Genomic DNA, 17,938 nt, shown 5'->3' with positions numbered 1-17,938 from the left:
GAACAGCGAAAAACTCAACACGAAAGTCAGAAGCAGCCTTTGGGCAGTCAATATAAATAGAACAATTGTCGAACGTATTGTTTTGAATAAGAAAAGACAGAACCCCGAAAAAGAGACGGAGGGGGTCATCGGCAGCGTCAGATGTGTAAAAGAGAGAGGACCCTGGGCTCTGAGAACCCGGCGGAACTGCAGGCGGAGATCACCCGCCTGCGCGCCGAACTGGGCGCCTACCGCCAGGCCCTCTCGCGCCCGTTCCCGGTCGCGATCCTCCACTGGCCGGCGGACGAACTGGACGAACTGCTGGCGTCGTACCCGTCCCTGTCCGCGGAGTACCCCTCGCACGCCGCCCACCTGGCGACGATAGAGGCATCCCTGCGCGAACTGTCCGCCTCCGGCACCCCCAACCTGGGCATCGTCACCGGCACGGTCCCCTCCTACGAGGCCTTCGCCGCCTCGGAGGCCACCTCCCCGTCCGACCCGACCCTGCTCCCCCAGTACGCGACGACCCTGGCGGCCCGGGGCCGCGCGGTCGCTTGGCCCCCGGAGCGGGCGGCGCAGTGCTGGTGCGCATCGGGGAAGACGTACGGGGCTTGCCATGGGGCGGGGGCCTGAAGCCTTTGCGTCGAGGGGCCTGGGCTGAGGGACCTGTGGGCTGACGGCTTCAGATGCGGAACTGCGGAGAGACCACCTTCTCCTGCGCCACGTCCAGCCGTGGCACTCAGGCGTGACCACTCTGACTCCCGGGCGCCGCACTGGCTCTGGAGATCTTCACCTGATGATCACACGCCAGGACGCTGCCTCTGGTTGCGGATGACAGCGCCTGCCTGAGAGCGGAAGTGCCGACGTGAGGCTCGGTAGCTGGAGACGCACCCCCATACCCAGCTCCGCATCCCGCCGAGCAGCGCTCTGGACTACCCTCTGTAACGTGTCAGAGGACCTCGTATGGGAAGCGCCGAAGGGCTCTTGGGCCTCGTCAGAGGCCCGCCGCCGCAATATGCAGGCCATTCGCAGCCGAGACACAAAGCCCGAGAAGCTGATCCGACGGCTGGTACACGCTCACGGCCTGCGTTATCGGGTCGCAGCACGCCCCCTACCAAGCCTGCGCAGAACAGCCGATATGGTGTTCCGCCCAGTCAAGGTGGCTGTCTTCATAGATGGCTGCTACTGGCACGGGTGCCCCGAGCATTACGTCCCGCCAAAGACAAACCCGGGCTACTGGTCCGAGAAGGTAGTTCGCAACGTGGAGCGTGACCGGGACACCGACCGGCAGCTCAGAGAGGCCGGGTGGCTCGTCCTCCGCTTCTGGGAGCACGAGTCGGCGGAGAAGTGTTCGCTCGCGATCTGCGAAGCGGTGACCGAAAGAAGGGCAAGCGGCAGGAAGTCCTCGTTGTGAGCCCGCTTGCGGCCCGCTCGAACTGAGGCCGACTACGGGCTCTGTCACCGCTGCGCCTGAGGCGCATGCCACCGTACGAGGGTTCCGGGTCACGGCCCCCGCCTCTCCTTTAGTCTGTCTGCAGCACGTACGGCGTCATGAGCGGCTTCTATGGGGAAGGCCGCCCGACCGGACTCACCGTAACGACAGCCGGTGCGGCCGGTCTCGCCGTGTCCGCAAGGGAAGTTGGGGGGCAAGGTGGCGGTTGAGCGCACGAACCGCGATGTTCGGACACTGATCACCCAGATCGCCGGGGGAGAGATCATGCTCCCGGAGATCCAACGCGGGTATGTGTGGAAGGCATCGCAAGTAGCCAGGCTGGTCGAGTCGTTGTACCGCGGGTACCCGGCTGGCTCTCTTCTCTTCTGGAAGACCGGCCAGCTTGCTGAGACCCGGGACGCAGCGATCGGCAAGCAGCAAGCATCACCAAGCGTTATGCCGCTGTACCTGCTCGACGGCCAGCAGAGACTCACGTCGCTCTTTCGCGTGCTCACCAATCATCCCGATGCACAGGTTGTCTTCAACATCGAGACGGAGGTCTTCCAAAATCAGAGCGCCGCCACCCGGCGCAACAAAAAATGGATCAAAGTTTTTGATGTTGTCGACCCGGAGTCGGACGTCTTCGCGATCCATGGCGAGCTGAAGAAAGCGGGGCTCGACATCCCGGATGCAGAGATCGGCCGCCGCCTGAACGCGCTACAGAAGATCACCCAACGCGACTTCCACATGGAAGTGCTGCACGATTTCGAATACGAAGAGGTCGCCGACATCTTCGTTCGGGTGAACAGCGGTGGGCGAGCCCTCAAGACCACAGATCTCGCACTCGCAACACTCTCCGCACGCATCCCCGGCTTCTTGGGACAACTAGAGGAGGAATCCGCTCACTGGGCCAATCGTGGTTATGGGGACCTGGATGTCAACTTCCTGATCAAAGCCCTGACTTTGAGCTTGACAACCTCAGGTAAGCGTCTGGCATCCGTTGCCAAGCTCACCGCCGCCAGTAAAGAGACAGTCGAGGCAGGGTGGGAGAAAGTGCGGCGCGGCCTTTCCCATGTCGTGCCCCTCCTGCAAGAAAGACTCCTCATCCCGACGACAGCACTGATTCCGTCACTCGCAGCACTCCACCCACTGATTCACTTTTACAGCCGACATCCAGAAGGCACGGTTGTAGCCGAGGAAATTGAGACCGGCCTCTTGTACTGGTTCATGGCGGCCACTGCCCGCAACCGGTATGGTGGTGCTACAGACACCGCATTGACCCAGGACATCAGGATGCTCGATACCGACAATCCTGTGGCAGGTCTGCTTGCCAACCTGGGAATCCGAAAAGATGGAATTTCCGTCAGCGCGGACGACCTGGCAGGACGCAACCATCAGAGCCCGTACCTGATGTTCTGCTACCTGGCTGCTGCTCACGCCGGCGCGACCGATTGGTGGGACGGCGGGCCTATTTCTGGAAGCACCGAACAGTCCGGAAAGCCCCAGTACAGCCTTTTGCACCCGGCAACGAAGCTGCGCAAGAAGTATTCTTCTGCGGAAATCAACGAACTGGCGAACATCGTCTTCGTTTCGGAACGCACAGCGAAGAACATCATCGACAACCGCGCTCCGGCAGCCTACCTGCAGAGCGTCAGCGCCAGCGACCGTGCTGCACATGCGATCCCCGACGACCCGGCCGTTCTCGTACCGGAGCGGTATAGAGAGTTTTTGGCCGCTCGCAGGTCGTTGCTCGCAGAACTGATCACGGCGCTACTCGACCGGTTCCGGCCCAGCTTCCTGACGACAGGTGCCACGACAACTGAAATCTCCGCCACACGCTCGCTGTTGCTTGTCGGGTACAGCGGGGCCGGCCGACGCGTGTTGGTCGCAGAGGCGAAAGCAAACAGTCACAACTGGACTGGGTGGATTGATCCGGCGGACCTCGAAGCAGCACTCGATGCCGCCGCCAGTGGTCTCGCCAGCGATGTGCCCATCGGCGCCGAAACAGCCCCGCTGCGTATCGATGATGAAGGCAGTGTGACCCTCGGTCTGGGTCCCTTCCTCGTCCGTGGCTCACTCGATCAGTGGCGGGCCGCGGTCAAGGACGCCTTCGAGGATCCGCAGCCCCTCGCCGAATGCCCAGAACCCAATGACGAACAGTGGCCTGCCGAGCCTGAACAATTTTTGCTCTTGAATGCTGGAGTGCAGAAGCCCGCATGAAGTCCCGCAACACGCTTGCTGGAGGCGCCGTGACTAAGCTACTCCAGTTAGCACTTGAGCCAGACGACACTTGTACGCTGATCTCGCACGCCTCGCCAGGAATTGGCCAGGAGCGCGTGGTGCCACCGCAAAATTACGTAAACCTGCTGTAGATACCTAGATAGCTTCAGTTTGTAGCCATACCTTTAAGCGCCGCAGGCGCAGTTGCAGCAAGCATCGGAGCTATGCTCGGAATTCCTGGAATTGGCACCTCGGGGGGTATGTCTAGCCGACATGACTCCCAACTGCCCCGTGTTGTGCGGTCGGACGGAACATGCTCCGCGATCCAATCCCTCGGCACCACCGCTACTGCCCTAAGCTGCAGACCTGGACTAAGGCGAACGGTTACAAGCTCCCAGAATGGGTCACGCAACATGGTTTCGTATTCATTACGCGATATGTACACCGTAAGCCGACTCGCGCGCACCGTGCTCTTGACTTCTAGGTGGGCCGAACACTGATCGGCATCGACATGAATATCGTAGCCGTGTCCGTCAGACCATGCGGCAACATGTTCTACTCGCCCTGTTGCTGACTCAGCCAACAGGTGCAGAAGCGCGAGTTCGCCTGCAGTGCCAATCCGCGATCGCTCTTCGGTATCCACCTTCCCCCAAGCGGTACGGACCTGGGCGAAGGCCTCCTCTGGAGTAAGGCCGAGAGCTTCCGCCGCTCGTAGGGCATCCTCGGGGAGTTCGTCCGGCACGCAGATGAGTAGATCAGCGTCTCGGAACCACGGAGCTCCCGAGCGAGCTATCGCCGCTTTGAATACCCTGCAGTGCGCAGGAGTATGGTCAGCCGCCTCACGGAGGAGGCCGGTCTCCCGAATCCAGTCATAAGCGGCACTGTACTGGGCTGGCGTTATATCACTGAAGTCACTGTGAGTTGTGAAAAGGGAACGGACGCGTCGAAATCCACTGGCCGGGAGCCGCTCCAGCCATCGGACAGCGGCACGCAATACCGGCTCAGGCGGCACGGGCACGGAAGTGACCCATCAGTGCCTGGAGGTCCAGCTGATCCAATCCCCCTCCAACTGCCGGCTCCTCTTCAAGGTCGGCCAGTTGCTGGACAGCTGGATCATCGAGGATGCTCCCCATGAACTTCAGCTTGTCGCTAAGCCGTTGATCAACGACCTCGTCAATCGTTCCCTCCGAGGCCAGCACAGTAATGCGTGTTTCTGTCTCTGGATCGAGGCCGAGCCGGTGAATTCGGTCAAGACTCTGGAGGAAACGACCGGCCGCGAAATCCCTATCTACGTAAACTGCGTCGTGGCAGTGGTGGTGAAGGCTGATTCCTTCACCTAGGGTTCCTGGATTGGACAAGAGCACCATGCAGTCCGGGTCCTGGCGGAACCGACTGATCGCTAGCTCACGATCAGCATCTGCCATCGCGCCGTAGACCAAGGCGGGTGAGAACTCGCTCAGCATACGCTCCAGTGTGTTGAGACTTCGCACAAAGGTGGACCAGACGAGAGTCTTGCGTCCCTCGGAAGCGTTTCGGCTGACGATGGCCAGAACCTCCCGGTACTTCGGGGACATCTCGTAACTGGGGAGATCCCGCATCAGGTCGAAGAGTGGCGTGCCCTCAGCAACGGGCAGAGGAGGAACCCGGTACGACAGTGGCTCATAACGCGTCGTACCGACAGCAAGAAGCGCGGGGCTGGTCGCTGCCATCAGCATGTATACGATGATCTTGCCGAGTGTAAGGAAGTCACTCTCCGAGCCAGCTGCACGGGCTGAGAACCGCCCGACCAGCGCGTCGTAGACTTCCTGGTGAAGAGGCGGCATAGGAACGGTCCGCAAGGTCGTAGACACCGGCGGCAGCCCCAGCTCGCCCTTTGTCGTGCGCGTGAAGAGGGGACGAAGCACCTGGCTGGCTGCAGCCAAGTCGCCGCCAGCTACGGCCTGGATTACCTTCTGTCGACCGTGGCCAGGCCACACGAAAGCGAAGAGGTTCTCCAGGTCCTTGACTCCGTTCGGGGCTGGTGTCCCCGTCAGGATCAGTCTGTGTTTACTCCGGGGGCCAAGGGCGAGGCAGGCAGAGCCATCCGTCCCATCGGCTCCACGCTTCATCCGATGGGCCTCGTCAAGAATCAGCATGGACGGGCGCGCGGCCAGCCACTGGCCGAGTTCGTTCACGACCCCGTCCTGGCGCAACCTTTCGTAGTTGACGATGAGCATGTCTGCAGCTGGGGTGACGTCCCTGGAGTACACGTCTACGCTCAGAGGTTCGCTCAAGCATTGCTGATTTTCATACTTCCATGACTCGAAGCAGGACTTCGGCCCCACGATCAAGAGTCGCTCAAGTCCCTTAGTGCGCCGAAGAGCATGAAAAACAGCAAGACCAACCCTTGTCTTACCAGCTCCCGGAACTGAGAAATTCGCTCCGTGCCGCAAGGAGAGGAGCTTCGCGATATCCCGTCGCTGGAAAGATGTGAGACCTGCCACCCAACCCGGGCCCAGCAGGCTGGCGACCTCGTCAGGGTCGACCTCCCCATCCTGCGCCTCAGCCGGATCGAGGCGCCGGGCTACGGTCTGCGCATCAATCGCGGAGTCTCTTGCTAGAGCGGCAAGTTGAGGATCCCAGGTGACACTTTTGGGCTCAGGCCAGGTGGCGAGCGCTGCCAGATTCGTCAACAGGTCGTCGATCTCGACCTCCATCGTGCCCGGCGAGCGCTGCACACTGCTACGGAAGCGCAGGGCGAGTCGTCGAAGGTCGCTCTCATAGCCGACCCCGGCCCGAAGGCGGGCTTGGGTCACGCCGTCGCCGAATCCAATCTCCAGGCTAGGCGCAGCTGACTGCACCGCCATCAGCCCTCCCGCGTCGCGTCGAGCAGCCAGGCAACACCATCCCCAGGCGAGCTGAACGTACGCCCCGCCTGCTTGGCCAGCCGGGCAAGACTGGCCTTGAGCGTGAGAAGCGCATCATCGAAGGCATCTTCGTCCAAGGCACGCTTGGCCCTGGCTTCAGCGAACTCGGCGGCACACTGGTTCACATGGTCGGCAGCGTCGGTAAGGCGAGCGGGAACAGCTACATGCCGCTTGTGCAGTTCAGCGTTCGCTCCAGCCATCTTTACGGCTGCGTCGAAGGTCTTACGTGCCGACTTGATCAGGGCATCTGCGCTGGTCACTGCCGCCGCGTCCAGCTTGTCGCCAGCCTGCGCGGACGCCTTGGCCTGTAGCAGAGCGTCAGTAAGAGCGCGCGCGGTCTTGACAGCTGCCGTGGCGTCCGGAACCACGACGCCATCGAGGCCAGGAATGTCCACAGCAGCAGACTCCTGAGTCGCAGGCCGCAACTCGCTAGGCAGCCGCTCTTCCAGATAGCGGGTGTAGAAATCCGCCTCCGCCAAGCGAACCGTCGTCTTCGCGTAGTTCAGCACCACCATGGCAAGGCGCGACTCCTTGAGCCTCTCAGCGGCATCCGGGTCCGTCTTGGCGAGCTTGGTGTAGTCACGGTGGAGTTCGCGAAGCTTCTCCTGATGGTCCTCGAAGTCGACCAGCCGCAGGACCGCCCCGCTCGCAGCCCGGCTCCGGTCAATCGCTTCGTTGATCAATTGGTAGACCCAGCGGTCCTGTTGGAGGGTCGTCTTCTTGATGTTGAAGTCGCGGGCTACGTCCTCTTCACGACGGCCGTCCGCGAGCTCGTCTTCGATGGCGATGAGACGGTTGATGTACGAGTACTCCCGGCGCTTGTCGCGGCGGAGCTGCAAGGCAAGCTCAACGTTGTTGATGTCGCGCCGCGATGTGTCCGATGGCAGCACACCGACGCGGATGTCCTTGATGCCCAGGTCCCTCAGAGCGGCACAGCGGGTGTTGCCATCGACGAGGATGCCGTCCGGGCTGATGATCCCGGGCTCCCTCTGGCCAACATCGTCCAGTTCGTCCTGCAGCGCCAAATAATCCGGGTCGGTCTGGTTGGGGTTGGACGGCCGGCACCGCAGCAAGTGGTGCAGATACGTTTGCGCGGGCTCACTCCACGGCTCCTGTTCCAGGACCCGGTTGCGTTGCGGATCCAGGGTGCGCTGCGCGCGGATGCGATGGGTGTCCGGGTTGAAGTACAGCATGTCGACGGGCATGGAGATCACGTGCAAGTGCTTCTGCTCGCCGCGCCACTCAACGGTGACTTTCGCGCCATTCTCGGCCATGGCTTGCTTCAGCCGTTCCTCCACCAGCGAGCGGATCTTCTCTCCCTCAGGCGGGACACCGAACTTCACAGCCATAACTAGGGCCTCCAACACACCAGATGCTGTACGCCCAGCATCATGGCAGGCCCCGGTGACAGAGGGTATGCCTGTACCGCACAATCAGCCTCCAGATCACTTGGAGAACGGAGCACGAAGTGACGTTGCCCACCTGGAACGACCCCAAGCTCAAGGCTGGAACCATGGTCCGCGGAGCGCTGTGGCTCGTTCAGGAGGTTGGCGAGGGGAAGACCTTCACCAAGGAGCAGATCCGCCTGGCCTTCCCGGGCATCGCGCAGGCGGACCGACGCATCCGAGACCTCCGTGCCTACGGATGGGTCATACTCACCAACACGGAGGATGCGACGCTGACAGCTGAGGATCAGCGCTTCGTGAAGGCCGGCGTTCCCGTGTGGGACCCTGTGGCCCGCCGGGCCGCGACTCAGCAGAAGGCCCTCTCCAACAAGGAGAAGCAGGCCATCATGGAACGGGACCACTTCATGTGTACAGTCTGCGGCATTTCGGGCGGAGAGTCCTATCACGACGACTCCAACCAAACCGCTGTGCTCTCCGTAACGCGGCGCACGACAGTGCGGATCGACGGCAGCGAGGAAAGCCTCCCGGTGACGGAGTGCAAGCGGTGCCGCTCCGGCTCATCTGGGGCCCCGGCACGCATCGATGAGGCTTTGGCGGAGATCAGGCAACTTGAAGCTGGAGACCAGCGGCGCCTCCTGCGGTGGATCGAGCGGGGCCGTCGCGGCACCACGCCACTGGAGCGCGCCTGGAACACGTACCGGCGGCTACCGGCCGAGGCGCGGGAAGAGCTGTGGTCGGCTCTCCAGGACTAACGGGAAACTCCCTCAGGACACCGGCGGCATCCTGTGTACGTTGATGTCAGTGGAACGCCGTAGACTTCAGCATCTTGTCCGGCTCACCACACCGATGACCTAGGGTGCTGCCGGGTTCGGATCACAGTGCATACCCAGCAAGCCTGGGAGGCAGAGCGCTACCGGGCGCTCTGCCAGCGCTGACACAGTCGGCGCGCTTGGAAGGAGATCATGATGTCGGCGGCGGAACACAAGCAGAGACTCGAAGTCGTCGAGATCTGCGCCGGCGCCGGCGGCCAGTCTCTCGGCCTACACCGCGCCGGATTCACTCACAAGCTCGCTGTCGAGCTGGACGTCCATGCGGCGCACACTTTGGAGCAGAACCTCCGCAGAGTCCTCAAGGAAGACGGTGTGGACGTACCCGCCGAGCTCGTGCGGGTCGGGGATGTAGCAAATCCCAGCACCTGGAACCCGGATTTGTATAAGGGCGTCGAATTGCTCGCGGGAGGCGTTCCCTGCCCTCCATTCAGCATCGCGGGAAAACAGCTGGGTTCCAGCGACGAGCGCGATTTGTTCGCCTGGGCTATCGAGCTATGCGGTCGCATGAGGCCCAAGGCTTTGCTCTTGGAGAATGTGCGCGGACTCAGCACCAACCGGTTTTCTGGCTATCGCCAAGCTGTACTTGACAAGCTGCACGAGTTTGGCTACATCGCCTTTTGGAAGCTTCTGCATGCTTCAGATTTCGGCGTTCCTCAGTTGAGGCCACGGTTCGTCCTGATCGCCCTTCTGCCTGAGTATGCAAAACACTTCGAGTGGCCCAAAAAGCATTCTGTACCACCTCCCACGGTAGGCGAAGCGCTAGCCGATCTTATGAGGGAGAACGGTTGGGGCGATGAAGAGGTGGACGCGTGGGTGAAGAAGGCCAACGACATCGCTCCCACGATCGTCGGCGGCTCCAAGAAGCATGGCGGTGCCGACCTTGGTCCTACCCGCGCGAAGAGGGCCTGGGCGGACCTTGGTGTCGACGCTCTGGGGGTGGCCAACGAGGCACCCGGTCCAGGCTTCAAGCCTCTTAGGGGTGCCCCGGGGCCGAAGCTGACAACGAAGATGGTTGCCCGGATTCAGGGCTGGAACGGGGAGTTCGCTGACTGGGAGTTCTTGGGCCGCAAGACTTCCGTATACCGGCAGATCGGCAACGCCTTCCCTCCGCCTGTCGCCAAGGCACTCGGGGAAGCCATTAGGGATGCGCTCCTGCAGAAGGGAGAGCCTCGCCCGCTCGTCGAAACTTCCAGCACTGTCCACGACCCTGTATATAAGCTGCTCCGGACCGAAACCCGGCGGCCGCTGACCGTCGAGCAAATAATGACGAAACTTGCCAGGATCGGCGTGACGATGGAACAGCCTGATGTAGAGCGGCACCTGAACCACCTGGGTCACGACTTCGAAGTAGAGAAGGTAGTGCGGAAGTCGGGCGAACTCGCTTACCGTTTGGGAGAGTTCAAGGCGTTCGTAGGCCAGGATGACCATCAGCGTCATGATCTGTTCACCCAGCACAGGACCAAGATCAGTTAAGACCTGTAACGCGATCGTGGTCAGCTCTTCTTGAGTCCCCCTAGAGGGAGACTGCAGGCAAGAGGTGAGGGCCAAGGGTGTCACAGGCCACTGCGGACTCCCCTTTTGTCGAATTACCGAGGGAATCCGTCTCCGTGCTGGCACATGCACAATTCTTGACTGCGGTGCCCCCATGGCACCCACGCTGTGAGACCACCGCAGATCAGCCACAGCGAGCTGCCCGATCTCCGGGAAACTTCTAGGCAGCCTCGGCTTCGTAGTGCATTTGGGCCCGGTCCAACACGTCGTCCGGGTCCAGGCCGCGCGCGGACGTCAAGTGCAGCAGGTCGGCGATCAGCTCGATCGCCAACTCCGTTAGGACAAGGTCGCGCCGCTGCCCCTCCAGGGCGATGCCGTCGCGTCCTCGGTAGGTCTGAAGCGCTTCAAAGGCTCGCTCCGCCCGTTGGCGTGCCGCCTCAGCACCGACCGCAATCTCGCACCACACCACCTTGCCCACGGCTGTAGCGATCACTCCCCAGTCCGCGGCCATGGCCGCGAGCATGTGCAGGCCACGACCACACTCAGCCCCGCAGTTGACGCTGCGCGCGACCGGCAGCGCACAGCTTTTGTCGTGCATCTCGACACGCACCCGATCACTCTTCCGCTCCAAAATCAAGGTGGCCGGCTCGCCCTCGCCGAGATGCTTGATGACGTTCGTCGCCAGTTCCGTCACAGCCAGCGCGGCTTCATCAACGACGTTCGGCAAACCCCACTGGCCCAGCTGCGCACCTGCCGCTCTGCGCAGCAGCCGCACCTCTGTCGGCACTGCTTCAAAGGGCAGCACGTAGCGGTGCTGACGGTCCGGGGTTCCGGCACCTGGCATAAGCGCTTCTCCCTCCCAGGTCACGCGCATGCTCGGCGGAAACGCGACCGAGTGCGTCGAGGCTGCGTTTGCGCCGAAGAGGGTCCTGTAGCCGACGCGAGGCTATGTCCTGAGAAGCAAGCTGCGTCGTGGCCAAAGGCCGTAGTGGTGGACCGCCTGGGCGGGACGGCCGCTGCGGGTACCGAGGAAGCCCTGCGGGTCGTGTACGCCCAGGCCTTCGCCGAGCCGCTGAATAAGGAGGCCGAAGAACCTCGCACGCGAACTTTCCGTTCGCAGGTGCGCAAGGCGACGTTGCTTGGCTGCGCTGGCACGCACCGAGGGCGGTGAGCCGGTCGGTATGGCGTACGGATACTGCCTTGGCCCGAAGACTGGCTGCTGGGATCAGCTCGTCAAGCCGGGTTCTGTGAGGGACTCCACGTAGCGTTTGAGTGCCTGAAGACGTTGCCACGCTGCCGGGTCGTCTCCGTCACCGAGTGCGTAGTGGAAGGCCGGCCGTGCCGCGGAACCCAGATGTGCAGGTGGGCTGCCGGGCAGGGCTCCCCCGGCGCGGCCGGCCCCGAGGTCTGCCGCGGCGTCCGGGCCGAGGGTGAGGGAGACGGGGAGGGCGGGTGGCTCGTAGTGGGCCGGGACCATGAGGTCGGCGCGGGCCGCCCGGAGTTCGGTGATCATCATGGCCAGGTTGTGGCGCGTGGCCAGTTCCTCCGCCAGGTGGGGCAGCAGGTGCAAGGGGGCCACCTTGTCCGTGGGGTGGCCGAAGGCGACGGTGATGTGCTCCTCGACGCCCAGACGGGTGTGCTGCACCCGCTGGGTGGCGATCGCCGGGCGGTCGGGGCTGCCGACCGCCACCAGCCAGGTCGGGGATCCGCTGCGGGCGCGGGTCCGGGCCAGGTCGGTCAACTGACGGCGCGACCACGGGACGTTGACGGGTTCGGCGGTGGACCAGCCGGCCGGCACCTGGTCGGTGAGGACCTGCCAGGCGCACTCCAGAGCGCCGCCGAGGAGGAGGCGTTCGTCGGCGGGGTGGATGGTGCGCAGGGAGAGAAGTAGCTGGCGTTCGCCGGTGGCGCTGCCTGAGGGGGGTCGGTACGCGTCCGCGACGGTGGGGCCCGGGTCGGCGGCGGGAGCGAAGTGGCCGTCGCGCCAGCTCAGCACCAGGCCGGAGAGGCCGTCGTAGTAGCCGGTCTCGGGGGCGTGGATCACCCAGCGGGCGGGGGCGCGGTCCAGAAGGGTGCGGGCCGGCAGGGTGAGGCGGGTGATGGGCGGAGTGACCAGGTACAGGGGCCGGCCGGTCCGGGCGGGGGGGCGCAGCAGTTCGGTCAGCCAGGGGGTGGCCGCCAGGATCGGGCTGTCGTGGAGGACCACGGCTGCCTGGTCGGTGAGGACGTCGGATTCGGCGAGAACATCCCCGCCGTCGTCGGCGTGCGCCGCCGATGGGCCGGAAGCGGGGATCGCGACGACTTCTGTACGTGTGGCGGCCTCAGGGGGCCAAGTGGTGCCGTCGAGAAGAGTGGCCAGGCGACCGGCTACGGAGGCTGCCAGTCGCTGTGCCTCCGGGACGGCGGCGGTCGCGCGGACTTCCGTCCACCACACCGGGGCATCCATGCCCGCCGTGCCACCCAGCAGTCGTGCCGTCTCTCCGGGCACCTGTATGTACCGAGGCGCCTCCAGCGAGACCAGCGGGTGCCCGTCCTCCGTGCACAGCTGCGCCACGGCGCCTTGGCCCGCCCTGTTGACGCGCAGGTCGGGGCCGCCGGCGTGGAGGGCGGCCAGCAGGTCCTTGATGTCTGGCATTGTCGGGGTGAAAGCAAAGGTGCTTCGTGGCATGTGCGGCCTTCTTCGGGTGCTGGTGACTGGGCGGGAGGCTCAGCCCCAGGGGAGGATCAGAGGCTTGTGTTGCCACCACCACGCGTATTCTTTTACATCGCGGGGATCCGCAAGAAGGCCCGATTCCATGGCCCACGTATCGTCCGGGGTGCTGCGCTTCCTGAACTCTTCGTCGAGTCGACCGACCGACTTGCCCAAGAGGTCCGCCGCCGCCTTGGGCAGATCGATCGCCAGTCGAGCGAGTTGATCCCGTGCGCGCAAGGCTTCGCTGTACAGCTCGACTGGGTATTTTCCGGCTGTACCCCAGTTTTCTTCCATGCGCCGAACCATTCCCTCCCAGACTGTCAGACTCTCCCTGGCGCGACGAAGCGGGCTGCCCGCCTCATCGGTGAACCGGAGTTCTGCCGACGCATCCGGCGCTTCCTGCAGGGAGGTCAGAGCGCGCACGAAACTCTGGGTCTCCGGTGTGGGCACGTGCTGCTCTCTGACGATCTCAGGAAGTTGCATGACGCGTACATCAGGCAGTTCGGGTACCTCTGCCTCGACCGCGTCGATGGAGTACACGGGATTCTCATCGTCCGAAAACAGGAGACGAGCACGTGTGACGAGGCCCGCCGGGGTCACAAGCCAGTAAGCACTGGGGACCTGCTCTTCAGCCGGATACAGCACGGCGACCCTCGCAGCGCCAGCGAACGACGAAGCCAGCTCGGCCTCAGCCGGTCGAGAGGCCACAGTGTCCTGCACAAAAATGTCCAGGCCAAGTGATACGTCACCACGGACAGAGGAATAATCACAGAAGACCAGGGCACCCCAGTTCCTGTTCTCCTGTTCTCCGTCGATGTCCGCGACATCGACCGCGTTCGGCTCCACACTCAGACACGAGGCAAGGACGCCGGTGATGCGGGACGGCTGCAAACGATCGACGGTGAATAAGTTATATGTCATCGACAAGTCTCGTTTTTCTGTCGACAGCATCGGAATACCGCACAAGGACAACAGAGTTCTGTTCCAAGAGTGAACTCTGCGGGTCATCCGGCCTGACGGCCACTCGGCCGCGGCCACCGCCCGACTCCGTAGTCGCGGTCCTCCGACATCCGGGATCAGTACCGGCCCGACAGCTCTTCGAGAGCGTCCAGCGAGGGGGCTTCCTCGGGAGCGTCCCCGACAGGAAGACCGATCTCCGGGCGTGGGGCGCTGTGCGTCACCCAGGTCAGCGCGGCGAGCGCGCTGAGGCCTCGGCTGTGCGCATCCCGAAGACGTAGAAGCCACTCAACACCCGCTTCGAATGCCGCATCACCAGCAGCTGTTCGGGGCGCGTAACCGGCCGCTTCGTCACCTGTGGAGGCCCAGAGGTAGCCCAGAGTCTGCTCGTCACGCCGGATGGTGAAGTAGCGCACGGGACAGTCGGTGATCACTTCGTACTCGTCCTCGGAATCAGGGAGCATGGCCCTGAGGCGCGCCGCCCGAGCGGGTGGCTCAAACGTTCCCCATGAATCGTCGTAGGCGGGGCCATCGATTCGTGGATCCTCGAAACCCGTCTCGGTAGGCGTTGCAAAGCGGTTGGCGTCACCTGGCACCAGGGGAGTTCCCAGAAGAGCAGAGATCTCTTGTAGTGCCGCAGCCAGTCGAGGGGCGTTTGCCGCATGCACATCGGGCTGATCCCGGTCACGTGTGTCCACCGTCAGCCACGCATCAGAGTAGGTTTCGAGGGTTACCGCAAGGAGACTGTCGCCCCACATATCAACGTTGATGTTGAACAACTTTTCGGCACGATACCTGCCCCCCGACTCCTCCCAAAGTCCAGGACAGTCGATCCTCACAGTGACCAGGAAGTCACCTTCAAGTTCATCCGCCTGCTTCATGACATGGGAGAGCGAGGCGCCCTCGGCCAACGGATCCCGTTCTAGCGCCAGACCACTGACGTTGATGCGGAAGTCCATCATGTTGCTGGTCGGCCGCACCGAAACGCCGACCTTGCCGGCCGGCACCGCAAGCTCATGAGAAGCGAGTACATTCCACACCGCGACAGCTGTTTCCGCTGCTCGCACAGAGCGGACACTACCGCCTTCCAGGGGGACTTCCCACATCCAGTCGCCGATGGGATCCGTCGTGATCACAGTATGCCCTTCGGGTCGTTCTTGCTGCCGGCCGGGACCACGAGGTTCCCGTCCTCGAGTCGGATGACGAAGGTGATGCCCCGGCCCTTGCCTCCGCTGCGACCACTGTGGACATCCATGAGGGCATCGTAAGACCCGTTGGCCATCCACTCCGCCCGGGTCCCTCGACCACCATCGACAAGCATGATGTGGTGGCTTGCCACCGACTTCGTCAACTGCAGCAAATATTTGTCCCGAGTCAGTTCACTGATGGGGTCCTGCGGGTTGTTCAAGCGTTTCAATTGATAGGCGTACACATCGCCAGATTCGTCCCGTATTCGCACATCCACGTCAGCACCAGGGGGATCTTTCACCTCGAAGTCAATGGCGTGCGCAGGAACACCACCCCTGACCAGGTCATCGGCGAAGACGAGTTGATCGACCGCCGGACGGTACATCTGCACCCTGTTTGCTCCGAGCGAGCAAACAACCTGCCCATATTTCTCGCTCGCATTGAACTGTCCCGAGGAGATGATCTCACCGACTCTTTGGCCACCGGGTTCGGAAGCGAGTCGGTCCAAGATCCTCTCAAGAAGTTTCGGTTTCGGCCGCTGATCACCCGGGACGCCCTTGAGTGCCTCGCGGATACGTTGCTCAGTCTCTCCTCCGCGAACCATGGGGCCACCTTCGTCCCCCGCAGAAGGTCCCCTCGACGCATCGGACTCGCCGGGGAAATCGCCGCTGCCGTGGCCCATTCCTTCGCCGTGCGATGTGCTGTGGCCGATGTGGCCATCTCCGACGTCATGGTGGATGCCATGGTGGTCGACCGAAGGCGCCACATGCTCAGGGTTGTGCCCACCAGTAGGCGAATCGCCGTAACTGGCCCCATCAGGGCCGTGATGTGCCCGCGGCGACAGCTCAGCCCTGGTACCAGCAGCCGCCTCACTATGGCCGACGCCGGCCCCCGCCCTGACCAACTCTCGATCCCCCTGAGAAGCAAGGGCAAGGTGGTCGGCCGCCGCGTGCTCGTGCCTTGGTGGGGTCAGGTCCGGTGTGCCGTCCGGGCGGAGGGCGATGAAGTTGCCGTTCTTGTCGATGCGGTAGCGGTCGTCCAGGTCGAGGGCGGTGTTCGGGAAGTGGGGTTTCGGGAGCTTGAGGTGGTCGGAGACGTGGGTGAGGACCTCGGAGACCTTCGGGAGGTCGGACAGGGCGCCGGCCGCTCTCGCGGTGCCCGAGATCGGGTCCAGGACGTCGCCGACCTTGGCCACGGTGCCGGCGGCCTCCGTGAGACGGCCTGCCTTGCCGAGCCTGGCGAGGCCCCCGGCGCCGCCGGCGAAGAGTGTGAGGAGGTTGAAGGAGGTGACGGCGTGGGCGCGGGCCGGGTCCTCGTCCCACATGTCGTAGGCGACGAACTGCTTGCCGAACTCCTTGGTGTACGCCTCGCTGCCGCGCTGCCAGTCCGAGAGGTGGTCGCCCAGGCCGACCGCGTCCATGCCGTAGGCGTAGGCACCGACGACAGTGCGCCGCAGGCCGTCCCACGTGTCGTGCCGGGCCTGGGAGCCGTTGATGCCCGCCAGGTTGTCCACCAGGACGCCCAGGCCGACGACGCCGCCCCAGATGCTGTCCTTGACGATGCCGTCCCACGCCCAGCTCTTGATGCCGTGGCCCCACCAGCCCAGGCTCCAGCGGTCGTAGGTGCGCTCCTCCGGGCTCCCCCACGGCAGGTCGTCCATGGACTTGAGCGTGTCGGCGCTGACGGCGTACGTACCGGAGCCCTGGCTGCCGCCGCCCGCCACCGGGCGGCACATCGCCGGGCTGATGTGGTTGATCTTGTCGGCGGCGTTCTGTTCCGCCGCCCAGAAGCCCGCGACGGCCTCCGCCACGCCGTTCATCAGCGCTTCGTGCGCGTCGCGTTTGTCCTGGTCCTTGTTCCAGTCGTCGTCGCCCTGCACGCTGTCGACGAAGGCGATGGCCTTCTCCCTCAGCCGCTTCAAGCGGTCCGCGTGGGGCTTGGCCTCGACGACGAAAGTGTCCAGGGCATCGGCGAGGGACTCGATGTGCGCGGCGAACTCGTCCGCCGTGTCCATCACCGGCTGCGTGGAGGACAAGAGCTGGTCGGCCTCGGGCGCCCGGTAGTAGGCGGCGGTCGCCTGGAAGCGGGAGTGGACGTCCTGGCCGTTGTTGCGGATGCCGACGGCGCGTTTGCGGAGTTCGGTGACGGCCTTGGACAGCTGGTCGAAGTCACCGGTGTACTGCGGTATTTGCCCCGGGTCGATCACGTCGGCTACTCACCGCCGCCCTGCCGGTCGGCCTGTCCGGCCACGGCGCGCAGTTCGGCGGCCGTGGGGACCTTGGCCGCCTCACGCTGCGACCGCGCGGCCATCGCCAGATCGCCGTCGATGTAGGCGGCGGTGGCCTCCACCGTGCCGTCCATCGTCTTCTTGATACGGGCCGCCATGAACGTGATCTGCGCCTGGGTGTCCGAGACGAAGTTCGCCACCGCGGCGCCGACCGGGCCGGTGGGAGCGGCGCCGCAGTACGGGCCGCTGATCGTGCCCGCGCGCCGAGCGGCCTCCTCGACGCTCGTGCCGTAGCCCTTGATGTCCTTGCCCAGGTCGTCCGCCGCCAGCCCGACCAGCGACAGAATCGATTCGACCCCGCTGGGTGTGATGTCCCACCCCGTCACAGCACCCCCCGTGCGCTTTCCCCGGCGTTGCGTTTCCTCGGTCTCCTCGGTCGTGCCCGGCAGCACATACGCCGCGGACAGGACGATCTTCATGCCTATCAGGGCAACGACGGCCAGGGCAACGCGGTTCGTGCCGGGGGGCGGGGATCCGGCCACCGCTGGGTGGACGGTGTGCGGCAGTCGTCCCCCGGCCTGGTCGGCGGCTGGGGGCCTGGTCGGTGGGG

General features: G+C 63.9%; 13 protein-coding genes and 1 pseudogene. 5 read left to right on the top strand and 9 right to left on the bottom strand.

What is annotated here, in order from left to right:
* Positions 1-147 precede the first annotated feature (147 nt).
* The 3 genes and pseudogenes from GV126_RS32430 to GV126_RS32420 all read left to right on the top strand — a co-directional run.
* Positions 148-612: pseudogene (locus GV126_RS32430) on the top strand (SEC-C domain-containing protein); the annotation flags it as partial.
* Between the two features lie 313 nt (positions 613-925).
* Positions 926-1,393 (top strand): very short patch repair endonuclease, encoded by a 468-nt coding sequence (locus GV126_RS32425; RefSeq protein ID WP_159674529.1) that lies wholly within the window; start codon positions 926-928, stop codon positions 1,391-1,393.
* Positions 1,394-1,630: 237 nt separating this feature from the next.
* Positions 1,631-3,631 (top strand): GmrSD restriction endonuclease domain-containing protein, encoded by a 2,001-nt coding sequence (locus tag GV126_RS32420; protein WP_159674528.1) that lies wholly within the window; start codon positions 1,631-1,633, stop codon positions 3,629-3,631.
* A gap of 166 nt (positions 3,632-3,797) precedes the next feature.
* On the opposite strand, the gene GV126_RS37525 is transcribed toward GV126_RS32420, so the two are convergent.
* The 3 genes from GV126_RS37525 to GV126_RS32405 all read right to left on the bottom strand — a co-directional run bounded on the left by GV126_RS37525 (position 3,798) and on the right by GV126_RS32405 (position 7,886).
* Entirely contained in the window at positions 3,798-4,274 is a 477-nt protein-coding gene (locus tag GV126_RS37525) for a protein NO VEIN domain-containing protein (RefSeq protein WP_369123915.1), read from the bottom strand.
* Between the two features lie 358 nt (positions 4,275-4,632).
* Positions 4,633-6,477 carry a DEAD/DEAH box helicase gene (locus tag GV126_RS32410; protein WP_159674526.1) on the bottom strand — a complete coding sequence of 615 codons (1,845 nt, stop codon included), beginning with the start codon at positions 6,475-6,477 and terminating at the stop codon, positions 4,633-4,635.
* The gene (locus GV126_RS32405; protein WP_159674525.1) at positions 6,477-7,886 is read right to left on the bottom strand and encodes a ParB N-terminal domain-containing protein; all 1,410 of its coding nucleotides are present in this window, start codon (positions 7,884-7,886) and stop codon (positions 6,477-6,479) included. The genes GV126_RS32410 and GV126_RS32405 overlap by 1 nt, the downstream gene beginning before the upstream one ends.
* A gap of 119 nt (positions 7,887-8,005) precedes the next feature.
* On the opposite strand from GV126_RS32405, the gene GV126_RS32400 reads away from it, so the two are divergent.
* Together GV126_RS32400 and GV126_RS32395 are read left to right on the top strand one after the other, a co-directional pair.
* Positions 8,006-8,695, top strand: coding sequence for a KpnI family restriction enzyme N-terminal domain-containing protein (locus tag GV126_RS32400; protein ID WP_201299966.1), 690 nt, complete (start codon positions 8,006-8,008; stop codon positions 8,693-8,695).
* A 210-nt stretch (positions 8,696-8,905) separates the two neighbouring features.
* Positions 8,906-10,246, top strand: coding sequence for a DNA cytosine methyltransferase (locus GV126_RS32395; RefSeq protein ID WP_236570329.1), 1,341 nt, complete (start codon positions 8,906-8,908; stop codon positions 10,244-10,246).
* A 238-nt stretch (positions 10,247-10,484) separates the two neighbouring features.
* Here GV126_RS32395 and GV126_RS32390 read toward each other — a convergent pair whose 3' ends face one another.
* The 6 genes from GV126_RS32390 to GV126_RS32365 form a co-directional block, all read right to left on the bottom strand.
* A complete protein-coding gene (locus GV126_RS32390; protein ID WP_159674524.1) occupies positions 10,485-11,108 on the bottom strand; it encodes an ATP-binding protein in 624 nt (207 codons plus the stop codon).
* A 381-nt stretch (positions 11,109-11,489) separates the two neighbouring features.
* Complete coding sequence (locus GV126_RS32385) at positions 11,490-12,899, bottom strand: DUF6177 family protein (RefSeq protein ID WP_159674523.1); 1,410 nt, start codon at positions 12,897-12,899, stop codon at positions 11,490-11,492.
* A gap of 72 nt (positions 12,900-12,971) precedes the next feature.
* Positions 12,972-13,907, bottom strand: coding sequence for a hypothetical protein (locus GV126_RS35980; RefSeq protein ID WP_185946642.1), 936 nt, complete (start codon positions 13,905-13,907; stop codon positions 12,972-12,974).
* 125 nt (positions 13,908-14,032) lie between these two features.
* Positions 14,033-15,049: a hypothetical protein gene (locus tag GV126_RS32375; protein WP_159674522.1), complete on the bottom strand. Its 1,017-nt coding sequence runs from the start codon at positions 15,047-15,049 to the stop codon at positions 14,033-14,035.
* Positions 15,046-17,307, bottom strand: a complete 2,262-nt coding sequence (locus GV126_RS32370) for a hypothetical protein (protein WP_159674520.1) — start codon at positions 17,305-17,307, stop codon at positions 15,046-15,048. Before GV126_RS32370 ends, GV126_RS32375 begins: the two co-directional genes overlap by 4 nt.
* Before the next feature lie 5 nt (positions 17,308-17,312).
* Positions 17,313-17,807 carry a DUF6507 family protein gene (locus GV126_RS32365; protein ID WP_185946806.1) on the bottom strand — a complete coding sequence of 165 codons (495 nt, stop codon included), beginning with the start codon at positions 17,805-17,807 and terminating at the stop codon, positions 17,313-17,315.
* Between the last annotated feature and the right edge of the window lie 131 nt (positions 17,808-17,938).

This window comes from Streptomyces mexicanus (assembly GCF_902506575.1).
GTDB lineage: Bacteria > Actinomycetota > Actinomycetes > Streptomycetales > Streptomycetaceae > Streptomyces > Streptomyces mexicanus.
Note: the sequence above shows the minus strand (reverse complement) of the source record. Positions and strands in the feature narration are given on the sequence as shown.

Coding starts and splice junctions, on each gene's coding strand:
- GV126_RS32365 (WP_185946806.1), bottom strand. CDS start 17,807: ATGAAGATCGTCCTGTCCGCGGCGTATGTGCTGCCGGGCACGACCGAG.
- GV126_RS32410 (WP_159674526.1), bottom strand. CDS start 6,477: ATGGCGGTGCAGTCAGCTGCGCCTAGCCTGGAGATTGGATTCGGCGAC.
- GV126_RS32405 (WP_159674525.1), bottom strand. CDS start 7,886: ATGGCTGTGAAGTTCGGTGTCCCGCCTGAGGGAGAGAAGATCCGCTCG.
- GV126_RS35980 (WP_185946642.1), bottom strand. CDS start 13,907: ATGCTGTCGACAGAAAAACGAGACTTGTCGATGACATATAACTTATTC.
- GV126_RS32390 (WP_159674524.1), bottom strand. CDS start 11,108: ATGCCAGGTGCCGGAACCCCGGACCGTCAGCACCGCTACGTGCTGCCC.
- GV126_RS32385 (WP_159674523.1), bottom strand. CDS start 12,899: ATGCCAGACATCAAGGACCTGCTGGCCGCCCTCCACGCCGGCGGCCCC.
- GV126_RS32395 (WP_236570329.1), top strand. CDS start 8,906: ATGATGTCGGCGGCGGAACACAAGCAGAGACTCGAAGTCGTCGAGATC.